Here is a 13,673-nt window from a genome sequence, read left to right as displayed (position 1 = left end):
AGGCACGCCTTTTGCGTCGCGCGGTCCTCAACGAGAGGCCTGACCACTTGACCAATCCCTGCGACCTCAGCGCCGTCGAGGCGCGTGCCCTCATCGGCGCCAAGAAGCTCTCCGCGAGCGAACTGCTCGAAAGCTGCATCGCCCGCATCGACGCCGTCGATCCCGCCGTCAACGCCATGGTCGCCCGCGACGACGAGCGTGCCCGCGCCGCCGCGAAGGCGGCCGATGCGGCCACCATGCGCGGCGACGCGCTGCCGGCCCTGCACGGCCTGCCGATCGGCGTGAAGGATCTCGAGAACGTCGCCGGCCTGCGCACCACCTATGGCAGCCAGCTCTACCGCGACCACGTGCCCGCCGAGGACCAGCTGATCGTCGCCAAGACCCGCGCGGCCGGCGCGATCGTGCTCGGCAAGACCAACACGCCTGAATGGGGCGCCGGCGCCAACACCCGCAACGCCGTCTATGGCGCGACCGGCAACCCCTTCGACCCGACGAAATCCGCCGCCGGCTCCTCGGGCGGCTCCGGCGTGGCGCTCGCCACCGGCATGGTGCCGATCGCGACCGGCTCGGACACCGGCGGCTCGCTGCGCAATCCCGCCGCCTTCAACGGCATCGTCGGCTTCCGCCCGACACCCGGGCTGGTGCCGAGCGAAAAGCGGCCGATCGGCTGGAACCCGCTGCCCGTGCTGGGGCCGATGGCGCGCACCGTCCCCGATCTCTGCCTGCTGCTCTCGACCATGGTCGGCGACGACGCCGCCGACCCGCTGGCGACCACGATCCACGGCCAGACGATCCGCCGGCCTGAGGATTTCGCCAGGCCCGCCATGATCGACCTCGCCTCGCTCAAGGTCGCGATCACGCCCGATTTCGGCTTCGCGCCGACCGAGAAGCACATCCGCAAGGTCTTCGCCGACAAGGTCGGCGCCTTTTCCTCGCTCTTCGCCGCGACCGAAGAGGCGACGCCGGACTGCGCCGGCATGGACGAGACCTTCGAGGTGCTGCGCTCGCTCGCCTTCCTCGCCGGCATGTACGAAAAAGTCCGCGATACGCCCGAGATGGTCGGCCCCAATGTCCGCGTCAATGTCGAGGAGGGCCTGCGCTACGGCGCGCTCGACATCACCCGCGCTCTCAAGCAGCAGACCGCGATCTACCAGCGCTGGCAGGGCTTCTTCGAAGATTACGACGTCATCCTGTCGCCGGCCGTGACGCTGAGCCCGCGGCCCTGGTCGGAGCTCTACCCGGCCGAGATCGACGGCCAGCCGACACGGACCTATTTCCACTGGCTGGCGCTCGCCTATGCCGTCACCACCGTCGGCCACCCGGCGATTTCGCTGCCGGTCGGGCTCGACGACGCCGGCATGCCCTTCGGCCTGCAGATCGTCGGCCCGCGCGGCGGCGACGCCAAGGTGCTGGCTGTGGCGGCTGCGCTCGAACAGGCGCTCGCCGGCGACGCGCTGACGGCGCGCCCCGTGCCCGACATCGTCAAACTCACCGCTGCCCCGCGCATCGCCGACACGCCGGGCTTCCTCGGCTTCGACTGAGCCGTCGCCGCCATGCAACAGCGCCTGCCCCGGCCCGGGGCAGGAACGTCCAAGACAGGCATCGCGACGCGGGTGTCCGATGTCGGCACGATCGATCGATACGGGGGACTTCCATGAAACGTCGCACGTTCCTGAAGGGCGCGACCGCCCTGACGCTCGCAGGCCCCGCCGCCATCGGCCGCGCCGCGGCCCAGTCGGCGACCACGCTGAAATTCGTGCCGCAGGCCAATCTGACCGCGCTCGATCCGGTCTGGACGACGGCGACCGTGACCAGCAACCACGGCTACTACGTCTACGATACGCTTTACGGGCTCGATCTCGCGGGCAAGCCACAACCGCAGATGGTCGAGGGCCATGAGGTCTCGCCCGACGGCAAGAGCTGGCGCTTCAAGCTGCGCGACGGGCTGTCCTTCCACGACGGCGCAGCCGTGAAGTCGGCCGACTGCCTGCAGAGCCTGAAACGCTGGGTCCAGCGCGACCCTTACGGCCAGCTCCTGGCCAAGGTGATCGAATCCTCGGCCGCGATCGACGACCGCACCTTCGAGATCAAGCTGACCCGCGCCTTCCCGATGATGCTCCAAGTGCTGGCGAAGGCGGATTCGCCTCTGTTCATCATGCCGGAGCGCCTGGCCACCACCGAGGCGACCAAGCAGATCACCGAGGTCATCGGGTCGGGCCCCTATCGCTTCCTGCCGGCCGAATACGTCTCCGGCAGCAAGGTCGCCTATGAGAGATTCGAGGCCTACAAGCCCCGCACCGAACCCCCCAGCCGCAATGCCGGCGGCAAGGTCGCCAATTTCAAGCGCGTCGAATGGCAGATTCTGCCCGACCCGGCGACGGCGGCCAACGCCCTGATCAAGGGCGAGGTCGACTGGTGGGAGAGGCCGTTGAGCGATCTCCAGCCGATGCTCGCAAAAAGCCCCGACATCACCCGCGAGGTCACCGACGAATCCGGCCGTGGCGCGATCATGCGGCTGAACCACCTGCAGCCGCCCTTCAATAACCCGAAGGTGCGCGCCGCGGTGCGCATGGCGGTGAACCAGGAAGACTATATGCGCGCCACCCAGGGCGACGACACTTCGATCTGGAAGACCTCGCGCAACCTCTGGTTCCGCGGCACGCCCTATTACGACGGCGAGCAGGAAGACCTGATGCCCCAGAGCGTCGAGAAGGCGAAGGCGGCGCTGAAGGACTCCGGCTACAAGGGCGAGAAGGTCGTCATCATCAGCCCGACCGACTTCCCGGATATCGGCCCGCTCGGCGACGTCACCTACGAACTGCTCAAGAGCATCGGCATGAACGTCGATTTCGTCGCCAGCGACTGGGGCACCGTGATCCAGCGTCGCAACAGCCGCGAGCCTGTCGAGAAGGGCGGCTGGAGCATCTTCCACACCACCGGCTCGGCCAATGGCTGGAGCAATCCGGCCCTGTCCTATCTGGTCCGCGGGCAGGGCGCCAAGGGCTGGTTCGGCTGGTACGAGAGCGCGAAGGCGGAGGCGCTGGCCGAGGAGTGGCTCTATGCGCCCGACGAGGCCTCCCAGAAGAAGGCCGCCGCCACGCTCGGCCGGTTGGCGCTGGAAGACACCGCGACGATCCCGCTCGGCGTCTTCATGATCCGCACCGCCTACCGCAAGACCCTGACCGGGATGCAGAAGGGCTCGGCGCCCTATCCCTGGGGTCTGAAGCGGGTGTGAAGCAGTACGCGCGAACGCAAACGCGCCGTCATCCTGGCCAAGCCGCGAAGCGGCGCAGGCCGGGAGCCATCACAGGGCACTGTCGGTGCTCCAGGATGGATCCCGGGGACGACCTTCGGTCGCCCAGGATGACGGCGTGGTTCGTCGCTGAACCGAAAAGCCCTACCTCTTCGCCGCGACCGCCGCCGACCAGGGCGAGATCACGTCGCTGATGCCTTCCGCCCCGTCCGCATCGACGCGGATCAGGTTGGGGCAGGCGAAGTTGATCGGCAGCACGCCGTGCTCGACCACGACCACCGGCCCGGCCGCCTCCAGCGCGGTCAGGGTTTCCGCCGGCAGGCGCAGATCGGCGCTGGTCTGGTCAGGCCCCGAGACGTCGATGCGCGGCCGGTGCGCCGCCTCCTCCAGATCCATGCCGAAATCGACCGTCCAGGCCAGCATCTGGTAGACGCTGGCGAGAATGCGCCGCCCGCCGGAGGCGCCGCCGGCGAAGCGCGGGCCGGAGCCCGTCTTCGGCGTGACGATCACCGGGCACATGTTGCAGAGTGGCCGGGCGCCGGGCGCGATCGCATTGGCGCTGCCGGGGCGCGGATCGAACCACATCATGCCGTTGTTCATCAGCACCCCGGTATCGGGCAGCACGACGCGGCTGCCCATCGAGGAGAGCAGCGTCGTCGTGACCGTGACCAGCGTGCCCTCGCCATCGACCACCGTGAGATGGGTGGTGCAGGTGTCGCCAGGCTCGGTTGCCGCCTTCGCTGCGCCCAGCCCCTCGAGCCGACTGGCATAGGCCTCGCGCATCACCCGCGACAGGCTGGCGAACCAGGCCGCATCCGGCCCCCCCGTACCGGGCCGCGTCGCATCCATGCCCTCGACCACCGCTTCCAGCGTCGGCGCAGCCGTCAGCCCGCCGGCGGTGTGGACGAGATGGGTGCCGCGCCAATCGATCGTCGGCGCGTCCCGCACGATCGCCTCGCAGCCGGCGAGATCCTGCGCATCGACGACCCCGCCCATCGCCTTGATGTCGGCGACGAGCAGCCTGGCGATCTTGCCCGTGTAGAAATCGTCGAGCCCGGCCGAGGCCAGCCGCTCCAGCGTCGAGGCGAGATGGCCCAGACGGAAAAAGCCGGGCTTGCCCTGATAGGGCGGCACCGGCGGCAGGCCGCCCGGCAGATAGATCCGCGCGCTTTCCGCGTAGAGCCGCAGCACGGCGGCCGAGGAGGCGACCTTCAGCGTCGTGTACCAGTCCTGCGCCAGCCCGCGCCTGGCGAGCGTGATCGCCGGCGCCAGCAGGTCGGCGACGGGCATCGCCGTCCCGAAGCTCTCCTTCAGCTTGGCATAGCCGGCGACCGAGGACGGGATCACGAAGGAGAGCGGGCCGTGAATGTTCACATCGCCCACCACCTCGGGCCAGGTGAAGAGGTCGTTCTTCATCGCCCCCGTCAGCGGGTAGGCCGAAGGATCGGCCCGCCGCGGCGCAACGGGGCCGAAATCGACGACCTTCGCCGTGGTCTCGCCGGCCTTGAGCACGACGGCGAAGCCGATGCCGCCGAGCCCGCTGTTCCAGGGCTCGACCGCGGCGAGCGCGAAACAGGCCGCCACCGCCGCATCGGCCGCATTGCCGCCAGCCTCCAGGATCGCCGCTCCAGCCTCGGCCGCCTCGCGGTTCTGCGAGACCACGACGCCGTTGCGCCCGCTCGCCATCGGTTTGCGCAGCGTCCAGTTCTGCGTGCGGTAGGGCACCTCTGCGGCAACGGTCATCTTTGAATTCCCCTCGAAGGCCAGGCTGCGCCCGCCATGCAGGCGCGCGGCGAGAGCTTAGGCCAGAGCGAACGGGGCCGCCCCGTGCGCCGATCGTGCGGGCGCCATGCCGGCAAGGCATGCCGTCGGCGGTTGGCCGAGGTTCAGGCGGCCTTGCCGTGGACCAGCTCTGCATAGCGATCGGGGTCGGTCGCGCCCTCGGTGTTGACGACGAAGACGCGCGAGGTCGCGTCGAGCTTCAGCTGCGCCCGAATCGCCGGATCGGCGGCGGCGGCGATCAACCCGGCGAGCCCCACGCCACCGCTTTCGCCGGCGACGATGACGGGGTCGCCGCCGGCCGGCCGCGCCAGCCGGTTCATCACCGCCACCGCATCCTCGTCCTCGACCGTCATGAAGGCATCCGCGACCCGCGACAGGATCCGCCAGGCGACGAGCGAGGGCTCGTAGCAGTCGAGCATCGCCATGACGGTGGGCTCGCCGACCGTGGCCTTCACCGGCTCGCCAGCCCGCGCACTCTCGAACATGCAGGCCGCGCGCGAGGGATCGACCGCGACGAAGACCGGCCGCTCATCGCCCAGAACCAGCGCGAAATGCGCCGCGACCGCCGCCGCGATGCCGCCGACGCCGACCTGCACGAAGACATGCGTCGGCGGCTGCGGCATCTGGCGCAGCGCCTCGGCGACCAGCGCGGTGTAGCCCTGCATCACCAGCCCGGGGATGCGCTCATAACCCGGCCAGGAGGTGTCGGAGACGACGATCCAGCCCTTCTCGTCCGAAACGCGCGCGGCCTCCGCCACCGAATCGTCATAGGTGCCCTCCGCCCGGATCATCGTCGCGCCGAAGCGGGCAATGGCAGCAATGCGCTCCTCGCTGACGCCGGAATGAACGAAGATCGCGGCCTGCGCACCCACGAGCTGCGCTCCCTGCGCGACCGAGCGGCCGTGATTGCCGTCCGTGGCGCAGGAAAAGGTCATGGAGGCCGCGACCGCCCGCACCTCGGGGCTTTGCAATTCGGCGATGTCGACGGGGCGCCCGAGCCGGCGCACGGCCTCTTCCAGCACCAGCTTGACCACGACATAGGAGCCGCCGAGCGCCTTGAAGCTGCCGAGCCCGAGGCGGTGCCCCTCGTCCTTGAGGTGGATCGCAGCGACACCGAGCTCCTTGGCCAGCGCCGGCAGCCCCTGCAGCGGCGTCACCGCATAATTCTCGCGCCGGCTGATCTGACGCTCAACCTGCGCCGCACCGGTGGCCCCGAGGCCTTCCGCATCGGCCGGCAGCAGCGGCTTGCGATGATCGGGATGCGTATTGAGCAGGAACATGGCGGTCTCGTGCGGAACGGAAGCGAGCGGCCGCTCGCGGGAACGGCGCCATCGTGCATATCCGGGGGCGCCGGTCCATTGGCGGATGCGCAGCCCTGAACTAGATTCGCCCGACATCACCAGACTAGGCGTCCCCATGACCATTCATCAGCGCGGCCTTCCCGTTTCGATCGATCCCGACAAGCTCGACCGGCTGGCCCAGGCCGCCGTGCGCGTCGGGCTCAACCTCCAGCCCGGACAGGACCTGTTTCTCACCGCCCCGGTCACGGCGCTGCCGCTGGTGCGAAAGATCGCCGAACACGCCTACAAGGCCGGCGCCGGGCTGGTGACGCCGATCCTCTCCGACGAGGAGGTGACGCTGGCGCGCTATCGCTATGCCCAGGACGACAGCTTCGACCGCGCCGCCGGCTGGCTGCATGAGGGCGCCGCCAAAGCCTTCGCCAACAACACCGCGCGGCTGGCCATCGTCGGCGACGACCCGATGATGATGGCGGAACAGGACCCGGCCAAGGTCTCGCGCGCCAGCAAGGCCAATTCGGTCGCCTATCAGCCGGCGCTGGAGAAGATCGCCGGCTTCGACATCAACTGGAACATCCTGGCCTATCCGACGGCCGCCTGGGCCCGGCGCGTGTTTCCCGGCGACGCCGAGGAGGTCGCGGTCGGCAAGCTGGCGGACGCGATCTTCGCCGCCTCGCGCGTCGCGGACGGGGACCCCGTCGCCGCCTGGGCCGCGCATAACGCGACGCTGCGCAGCCGCACGCAATGGCTCAACGGCCAGCGCTTCCACGCCCTGCATTTCACCGGGCCGGGCACCGATCTGACTGTGGGCCTCGCCGACGGGCATGAATGGCAGGGCGGCGCCTCGACCGCCAAGAACGGCGTGACCTGCAATCCCAACATCCCGACCGAGGAGGTCTTCACCACGCCGCATGCGCTGCGGGTGGAGGGACATGTCTCCTCGACCAAGCCGCTCTCCTATCAGGGCTCGCTGATCGACGAGATCCAGGTGCGCTTCGAGGCCGGCCGGATCGTCGAATCCAAGGCGAGCCGCGGCGCCGACGTGCTCGCCAAGGTGCTCGACACCGACGAGGGCGCGCGCCGGCTCGGAGAGGTAGCGCTGGTGCCGCATTCCTCGCCGATCTCGAAGAGCGGCATCCTCTTCCTGAACACGCTCTTCGACGAGAACGCCTCCTGCCACATCGCGCTCGGCCAGTGCTATTCGAAGTGCTTCCTCGACGGCGGCAAGCTCACCCCCGAGCAGGTCGCGGCCCAGGGCGGCAACAAGAGCTTCATCCATATCGACTGGATGATCGGCTCGGACCGCGTCGACATCGACGGCGTCCACGCCGACGGCCGCCGCGTGCCGGTGTTCCGCAAGGGTGAATGGGCCTGAGGGGAGCCGAACGACGCGCCCGCTCACCCCAACGCGCGTCATCCCGGACAAGCCGCAATGCGGCGCAGCTCCGGGATCCATCGTAGAGCGCCGGAGCCCTCCGATGGATCCCGGCGCTCCGCTTCGCTACGGCCGGGATGACAGTGAGGTTCCGAGCCATGACATGACGCCGTGCGTCGCTAACTGAACGACCGCACCAGCCCGCCGATCAGCAGGTTCCAGCCGTCGATCAGCACGAAGAAGATCACCTTGAAGGGCAGCGAGATCACGGTGGGCGGCAGCATCATCATGCCCATCGACATCACGATCGTCGCCACGATCATGTCGATCACCAGGAAGGGCAGCGCGATCAGGAAGCCGATCTCGAAGGCGCGCCTGAGTTCCGAAATCATGAAGGACGGGATCAGCACGCGCAGATCGACCGCCTGCGACGGGTCTTCCGGCCGGATGCTCTCCGGCGCGAGATCGGCGAAGAGGCGTAAGTCCTGCGGCCGCGTCTGCGCCAGCATGAAGTCGCGGAAGGGCGCGGTGATCTTCGTGTAGGCCTCGGCCTCGCCGATCCGGTTCTCGACCAGCGGCAGCACGCCCTCCTGCCAGGCCTTGTCGAAGGTCGGCGCCATCACGAAGAAGGTCATGAACAGGGCCAGGCTGACCAGGATCAGATTGGCCGGCGTGCTCTGCAGGCCGAGCCCCGAGCGCAGGAAGGACAGCGCGATCACGAAGCGGCTGAAGCTCGTCACCATCATCAGCAGCCCCGGCGCGACCGACAGGATGGTCAGCATCGCGACGATCTGGACGATGCGGCCCGAAGCCGAGGCGCCGCCCTGGGGCAGCAGGCCATCCAGCCCGAAGGACTGCGCCTTCGCGCCGACGATACTGGCGAGCAGGATCAGAAGCGTTGCGAGAAGCCTGCTCACTGCACCACCAGCGTCTCGATGACGATCTCGCGCACGACGCCCTTGGAGCGGATCGCGACACGCTCGGTCAGGTCCTCGCGCAAGTTGCGCAGGCCGGCGGCCCCTTCCATCTGTTGCGCGGTGACGCTGCGCAGAAAGCCGAGAATGTCCTCGGTGATGGCGCCGACCAGCGGGTCGGCGCTCAAGGCGGCCTTCTGCTCCATCAGCAGCGCCGCCTCCAGCCGTACCCAGGTGTTGGCGGGCGCGGCGAGGTTGGTGACGATCGGCGACAGCTTCTTGAGAACCAGCGTCCCGGTCATCTGCGGACTGACCGCGAGATCGGGCGTCGACGCCTCCATCCGCTTCATCACCGTGCTCTCGACCGTGCCGACGACGCGGAAACCCCAGAGCGTGCCGGCCCCGGCCGCCAGCGCCGTCAGGATCAGCACCGGCGCAGCGGCCAGCAACGCCCGCGGCGCGACCCTCCGGCCCGGGCGCGGGCCGGGCAGCCTGGGCAGGGAACGCGCCATCAGAAGGGGGTGACCTTGTCGACGAGCTGCTGGCCCCAGGCCGGCTGTTGAACCTCCATGCCGCGGCCGCGCCCGCCATAGGAGATCCGCGCCTCGGCGATCTTCTCATAGGAGACGACATTGTTGCCGGTGATGTCGCGCGGGCGCACGATGCCGGTGACGTTGAGCACGCGCATGTCGTAGTTCACGCGCACCTCCTGCGAGCCGTTGATGACGAGGTTGCCGTTGGGCAGGATCTCGGTGACGACGGCGGCGACCGACATCTCGACCTCTTCCGAACGGTCGGTCAGGCCCCGGCCGCGCGAGGAGGTGTCGGAGCTGGCATTGGCGCTCGCAGACGCATCACCCGAGGCCCCGTTGAAATTCGCGAGGAAGCCGAGGCCGTATTTCGCCGCCGAATTGCGCGAGCGGTCCGACTTGTTGTCGAGCTTGGCCTTGTCGTTGATCGAGATCTTCACCGTGACGACGTCGCCGGTCTTCATCGCGCGGGTGTCGCGGAAGAGGTCCTCGCTCTGGCGGGTGTAGATCGAATTGAACGCGACATCGACGCCGCGGCCCGTCGGCGTGCCGAGCGGGATGGCGTCGCGCTGGGCGACGAGCCCGCTGCCGACGCGGGAGAGCTGCGGCTCGCGGTTGAGCTCGGCCATGTCGGTGCCGCAGCCGGCGAGAGTGACGGCGCAGGCCGCCAGGAGAAGAGGCTTCATCGGGTCTGAACTCCGGTTGGGGGCGTCGTCGGGAGGGATCGCCGCCCGCCCATCACCTCAGCGAGTTGGGCGGCGCGCGAGGCTTCCATCTCGTTGAGTACGGCGCTGGCGGCCCGCGCCGGCAGCTTGCTGAGCACGGCCACCGCCACGCTCTGGTCCATGGCGGCGAGCTGGAGAGCGGCGGCATCCGGGCGCATCCGCGCAAAGATGTCGGTCATGCGGGCCTCGGCCTGCTTGATCTCGGCAGCGCGCTGGTCGGTGAGCGACTGCAGCTCCGCCTTGCGTTCCTCGAGCTTCTTCAGGGTCTCGGCGAGCTTCGCCTCCAGCCCGTTCAGCGTGTTGGCCTGCCAGGCGAAGCGGGCCTCCGCCGCCGGCTCGCGGATCGCGGCGCAATAGCTCGCCGCATCCGAGGTCAGGGCGGCCGCAGGCGCCACCGGCGGCGTCTGGGTCGGCGCCGCGCCGGCGCCGGAACCGGGCGCCAGCAGCAGAACCGGCAGCAGGGACAGGAAAGGGAAAGACTTCGACGGCATGGCGCCCCTCGGCTCGATGGTCGACGGATGGGTTCTAGCGGGCCTCGCTTTCGCGGGGCTGGCGCGGCGGCAGGCCCGCGCCGGCCCGGCGCGCTACTGCACGACGAGGTCGGCCTGGAGCGCGCCCGCGGTCTTGATCGCCTGCAGGATCGCGATGATCCCCGCCGGCTTCAGCCCGATCTGATTGAGGCCGCGCACGAGCGTGTGCAGGTTGGCCCCGTTGATGATGGCGAGCCGGCCATTGCCCTGCTGCGCCTCGATCTGCGTGCGCGGCACCACCACGGTCTGGCCGTTGCTGAACGGTTCCGGCTGCGAGACCATCGGCGTCTCGGTGACGCGCACCGTCAGGTTGCCATGGGTGACGGCGACCGTGGAGATCTTGACGTCCCGGCCGATCACGACCGTGCCGGTGCGCTCGTCGACGACGACGCGGGCGGGCGAATCCGGCTCCAGCGTCAGCCGCTCGATCTCGGCGATGAAGCGCGCCGTCGACATGTTGGGCGGCCGCGTCAGGCTGATCGTGCGGTGGTCGAGCGCGAAGGCGACGGTCGACTTGTAGCGTTCGCGGGTGAAGGCGTTGATCGCACCGGCGACACGCTCGGCCGTGACGAAATCGGGGTTGCGCAGCTCGAGCGACAGCACATGCAGCGTCGCGAGCTGGTCGGGAATCTGGCGCTCGACGAGGGCGCCGCCGGGAATGCGCGCAGCCGTGGTGACGCCTTGCGTCAGCCGCTCGGCCTCGCCCTGGGCCGAAAAGCCCGACACGTTGAGCCGGCCCTGCGCCAGCGCATAGGTCTGCCCGTCCGCCGCCAAGAGCGATGTGACGACGAGCGTGCCGCCGAGCAGCGAGGTGGCATCCCCCATCGAGGCGACGGAGACGTCGATGCGGCTGCCGCGCCCGGCGAAGGCCGGCAGATCCGCCGTCACGATCACCGCCGCGACATTGCGCGTGCGCAGCGCCGAATTGCGGACGTTCACGCCCAGCCGATCGAGCATGGACTGCAGCGCCTGGCCGGTGAAGGGCGAGTTGCGCACGCTGTCACCCGTGCCCTGCAGCCCGATGACGAGCCCGTAGCCGACGAGCTGGTTGTCGCGCACGCCCTGCAGCCCGGCGATGTCCTTGATCCGCACAGAGGCACGGGCCGGCGCGGCGCCGGTCAGCGCCATGGCCAGCGCGCAGAGGCCGACGATCAGTCGCGAGGCGAGCGTCATCATTCGCTCCCGACGCGGATCGTGCCATCCGCCTGGACGACGCCGATCACGATCAGCCCGCTGTCGGGATTGCGCGCCTTGACCATCTCGTTGACCGAGGCAGAGGCCATCGGCTCGACGATGCCGGTGATGACGAGGTCGCTCTCGCGGAACACCACCTGGGTCGGCACGCCGCGGCGCACCACCTTGGGATCGTCGACCGCGTTGAGCGGGATCGGCTGGCCCGGCAGCAGCGTGCGCCGCACGACCTTGCCGACCAGAGCGAGCCGGTTGTCCACCGCCACCCGCCCGGCCACCCGGAAGGCGCGGTCGACCAGATGCACATCGGCGATGACGTCGCCCGGATAGAGCGTGACCGCCGGGACCGGCAGCGTCACCGAAGCCGGGCTGGCCTGGACCGGTCCGGTCGCGAGCAGGCCGACAACGGCGGCGAGCACGGCCGCCGCGAGGCCCTGAGAGCGGAGCGTCTTGCCGGCCATGGCGCGCCTCACCGGATGCCGTTGGAGACGGTGCCGGCCATCTGGTCGGCGGCGGTGATGACCTTGGCGTTCATCTCATAGGCGCGCTGCGCCGCGATCAGCGCCGTGATCTCCTTCACAGGATCGACGTTCGACGCCTCGAGATAGCCCTGGCGCAGCTTGCCGAAGCCGATCGCGGTCGGGTTGCCGTCATTCGGCTGCCCCGAGGCCACGGTCTCGCGATAGAGATTGCCGCCGAGCGGCTCGAGCCCGGCATCATTGGCGAAATTCGCCAGCGTGATCTGGCCGAGCTGGCGCGGCTGCACCTCGCCCGGGATCTTGGCGAGCACCAGGCCGGACTCATTGACGGTGACGTCGACCGCATCGGCCGGGACCCGGATCACCGGATCGAGCAGATAGCCGTCGGCCGTGACGATGTCGCCATCGGCATTGGTGTTGAAGGTGCCGGCGCGGGCATAGAGCGTCTCGCCTTCGGGCGCCGTGACCTTGAACCAGCCGCGCCCGTCGATGGCGAGGTCGAGCCGGTTGCCGGTCTGCGTCATCGCCCCCTGGATGTGCAGATTTCGGATCGCCGCCGCGCGCACGCCGAGCCCGAGCGAGGCACCCTCTGGAATCGAGCCGTCGCCGCCGCGATTGGGCACGCCGCGCGAGCGCTCGGTCTGGTAGAGCAGGTCGGTGAACTCCGGCCGCGCCCGCTTGAAGGACGTCGTGTTGATGTTGGAGATGTTGTTGGCGATGACCTCGACATTGAGCTGCTGCGCGCTCATGCCGGTGGCCGCGATGGCGAGAACTTTCATCGGTTCGGTCCTCAGATCGCCATGTGCATGAATTCTTGGTAGGCGCCGACGACCTTGTCGCGCATCGCCATCGCGAGCTGCAGCGACTGTTCGGCCGACATCACCGCCTGGACGACGTCCTGGACGGCCGCCTTGCCCTGGATACCGGCCAACGCCTGGCTCTCGCCTTCGGCGAGGTTGTCGACGAAATTCTGCGCCACATTGGCGAAGACGGAGCCGAAATCGGCGCCGGGCTGGGCGGCGCCCGCAGCAGTGGCCGCGCCCTGGCGCAGGCTGGCGCCGGCGAGGCCCGACAGACCCTGGGTGACCTGGCTCGCGACCGGCGCGAGAGCGGAAATCGCGTTGAGCATCAGCCGTTCCTCAAAAGATCGATGGTCATGGATTGCATCGAGCGCGCCTGCTTGATCATCTGCAGGTTGGCCTCGTAGGAGCGGTTCGCCTCGCGCATGTCGGCCATTTCGAGCAGCAGCGAGACGTTGGGCATCTTGACGTAGCCCTTCTCGTCGGCGGCCGGATGGCTCGGCTCGAACTCGACGCGGAAGGGCGCCTTGTCGACGCCGACGCCCTTGATCTTGACGAGCGAGACGCCGAGCGCCCGGTTCATCGCGCTCTCGAAGGTCACGGTCTTGCGCCGGTAGGGATCGGCACCGCGGGTCGTGCCGGTGGCCTGGGCGTTGGCCAGGTTCTCCGAGACGACGCGCACCCGCGTCGACTGGGCCTGGAGGCCGGCAGCCGCGATCTTCATCGAAGCGTCGAGAGGGTCGATCATGGATTTGTCCTCACTCTTGACAGTATTCGAGCGACGAATGCTTGCGCG

General features: G+C 69.1%; 14 protein-coding genes. 3 read left to right on the top strand and 11 right to left on the bottom strand.

Annotated features, from left to right (window positions below; translation table 11 throughout):
• Positions 1–47: 47 nt before the first annotated feature.
• Complete coding sequence (locus SJY11_RS04145; protein ID WP_376985166.1) at positions 48–1,541, top strand: amidase; 1,494 nt, start codon at positions 48–50, stop codon at positions 1,539–1,541.
• A gap of 113 nt (positions 1,542–1,654) precedes the next feature.
• Positions 1,655–3,235 (top strand): ABC transporter substrate-binding protein, encoded by a 1,581-nt coding sequence (locus SJY11_RS04140; protein ID WP_376985165.1) that lies wholly within the window; start codon positions 1,655–1,657, stop codon positions 3,233–3,235.
• 162 nt (positions 3,236–3,397) lie between these two features.
• Here the strand turns inward: SJY11_RS04140 and SJY11_RS04135 are convergent, their stop codons facing one another.
• Both SJY11_RS04135 and SJY11_RS04130 read right to left on the bottom strand, forming a co-directional pair.
• Positions 3,398–4,996 carry a gamma-glutamyltransferase gene (locus SJY11_RS04135; protein ID WP_376985164.1) on the bottom strand — a complete coding sequence of 533 codons (1,599 nt, stop codon included), beginning with the start codon at positions 4,994–4,996 and terminating at the stop codon, positions 3,398–3,400.
• Positions 4,997–5,139: 143 nt separating this feature from the next.
• Positions 5,140–6,315: a diaminopropionate ammonia-lyase gene (locus tag SJY11_RS04130; RefSeq protein WP_376985163.1), complete on the bottom strand. Its 1,176-nt coding sequence runs from the start codon at positions 6,313–6,315 to the stop codon at positions 5,140–5,142.
• Between the two features lie 136 nt (positions 6,316–6,451).
• Here SJY11_RS04130 and SJY11_RS04125 point away from each other — a divergent pair, with 136 nt between their 5' ends.
• Positions 6,452–7,708 (top strand): aminopeptidase, encoded by a 1,257-nt coding sequence (locus SJY11_RS04125; RefSeq protein ID WP_376985162.1) that lies wholly within the window; start codon positions 6,452–6,454, stop codon positions 7,706–7,708.
• Between the two features lie 179 nt (positions 7,709–7,887).
• On the opposite strand, the gene fliP is transcribed toward SJY11_RS04125, so the two are convergent.
• The 9 genes from fliP to flgC all read right to left on the bottom strand — a co-directional run bounded on the left by fliP (position 7,888) and on the right by flgC (position 13,625).
• Positions 7,888–8,625 (bottom strand): flagellar type III secretion system pore protein FliP, encoded by a 738-nt coding sequence (gene fliP, locus SJY11_RS04120; protein WP_376985161.1) that lies wholly within the window; start codon positions 8,623–8,625, stop codon positions 7,888–7,890.
• Complete coding sequence (locus tag SJY11_RS04115) at positions 8,622–9,134, bottom strand: flagellar basal body-associated FliL family protein (protein WP_376985160.1); 513 nt, start codon at positions 9,132–9,134, stop codon at positions 8,622–8,624. The genes fliP and SJY11_RS04115 overlap by 4 nt, the downstream gene beginning before the upstream one ends.
• Positions 9,134–9,838 carry a flagellar basal body L-ring protein FlgH gene (gene flgH, locus SJY11_RS04110; RefSeq protein ID WP_326908761.1) on the bottom strand — a complete coding sequence of 235 codons (705 nt, stop codon included), beginning with the start codon at positions 9,836–9,838 and terminating at the stop codon, positions 9,134–9,136. Before flgH ends, SJY11_RS04115 begins: the two co-directional genes overlap by 1 nt.
• The gene (locus tag SJY11_RS04105) at positions 9,835–10,368 is read right to left on the bottom strand and encodes a MotE family protein (RefSeq protein WP_376985159.1); all 534 of its coding nucleotides are present in this window, start codon (positions 10,366–10,368) and stop codon (positions 9,835–9,837) included. The genes flgH and SJY11_RS04105 overlap by 4 nt, the downstream gene beginning before the upstream one ends.
• 93 nt (positions 10,369–10,461) lie before the next feature.
• Positions 10,462–11,580 (bottom strand): flagellar basal body P-ring protein FlgI, encoded by a 1,119-nt coding sequence (gene flgI, locus SJY11_RS04100; RefSeq protein WP_376985158.1) that lies wholly within the window; start codon positions 11,578–11,580, stop codon positions 10,462–10,464.
• Positions 11,580–12,059 carry a flagellar basal body P-ring formation chaperone FlgA gene (flgA, locus tag SJY11_RS04095; RefSeq protein ID WP_376985157.1) on the bottom strand — a complete coding sequence of 160 codons (480 nt, stop codon included), beginning with the start codon at positions 12,057–12,059 and terminating at the stop codon, positions 11,580–11,582. Before flgA ends, flgI begins: the two co-directional genes overlap by 1 nt.
• Before the next feature lie 8 nt (positions 12,060–12,067).
• On the bottom strand, positions 12,068–12,856 hold the full coding sequence (flgG, locus tag SJY11_RS04090) for a flagellar basal-body rod protein FlgG (RefSeq protein WP_326908766.1): 789 nt from the start codon (positions 12,854–12,856) through the stop codon (positions 12,068–12,070).
• Between the two features lie 11 nt (positions 12,857–12,867).
• A complete protein-coding gene (gene fliE / locus SJY11_RS04085) occupies positions 12,868–13,206 on the bottom strand; it encodes a flagellar hook-basal body complex protein FliE (RefSeq protein WP_376985156.1) in 339 nt (112 codons plus the stop codon).
• Complete coding sequence (gene flgC, locus SJY11_RS04080) at positions 13,206–13,625, bottom strand: flagellar basal body rod protein FlgC (protein ID WP_326908770.1); 420 nt, start codon at positions 13,623–13,625, stop codon at positions 13,206–13,208. Before flgC ends, fliE begins: the two co-directional genes overlap by 1 nt.
• Between the last annotated feature and the right edge of the window lie 48 nt (positions 13,626–13,673).

The sequence above is a fragment of the Allobosea sp. R86505 genome (genome assembly GCF_042466375.1).
In the GTDB taxonomy this organism is placed as follows: domain Bacteria; phylum Pseudomonadota; class Alphaproteobacteria; order Rhizobiales; family Beijerinckiaceae; genus Allobosea.
This window is presented reverse-complemented; position numbering and strand designations above follow the sequence as displayed.

Bases quoted from the DNA above. Each gene is read 5' to 3' on its own strand.
- flgA (WP_376985157.1), bottom strand. From the start codon at position 12,059: ATGGCCGGCAAGACGCTCCGCTCTCAGGGCCTCGCGGCGGCCGTGCTC.
- fliE (WP_376985156.1), bottom strand. From the start codon at position 13,206: ATGCTCAACGCGATTTCCGCTCTCGCGCCGGTCGCGAGCCAGGTCACC.
- SJY11_RS04135 (WP_376985164.1), bottom strand. From the start codon at position 4,996: ATGACCGTTGCCGCAGAGGTGCCCTACCGCACGCAGAACTGGACGCTG.
- SJY11_RS04130 (WP_376985163.1), bottom strand. From the start codon at position 6,315: ATGTTCCTGCTCAATACGCATCCCGATCATCGCAAGCCGCTGCTGCCG.
- SJY11_RS04140 (WP_376985165.1), top strand. From the start codon at position 1,655: ATGAAACGTCGCACGTTCCTGAAGGGCGCGACCGCCCTGACGCTCGCA.
- flgC (WP_326908770.1), bottom strand. From the start codon at position 13,625: ATGATCGACCCTCTCGACGCTTCGATGAAGATCGCGGCTGCCGGCCTC.
- SJY11_RS04105 (WP_376985159.1), bottom strand. From the start codon at position 10,368: ATGCCGTCGAAGTCTTTCCCTTTCCTGTCCCTGCTGCCGGTTCTGCTG.
- flgG (WP_326908766.1), bottom strand. From the start codon at position 12,856: ATGAAAGTTCTCGCCATCGCGGCCACCGGCATGAGCGCGCAGCAGCTC.
- flgI (WP_376985158.1), bottom strand. From the start codon at position 11,580: ATGACGCTCGCCTCGCGACTGATCGTCGGCCTCTGCGCGCTGGCCATG.
- flgH (WP_326908761.1), bottom strand. From the start codon at position 9,838: ATGAAGCCTCTTCTCCTGGCGGCCTGCGCCGTCACTCTCGCCGGCTGC.
- SJY11_RS04115 (WP_376985160.1), bottom strand. From the start codon at position 9,134: ATGGCGCGTTCCCTGCCCAGGCTGCCCGGCCCGCGCCCGGGCCGGAGG.
- SJY11_RS04125 (WP_376985162.1), top strand. From the start codon at position 6,452: ATGACCATTCATCAGCGCGGCCTTCCCGTTTCGATCGATCCCGACAAG.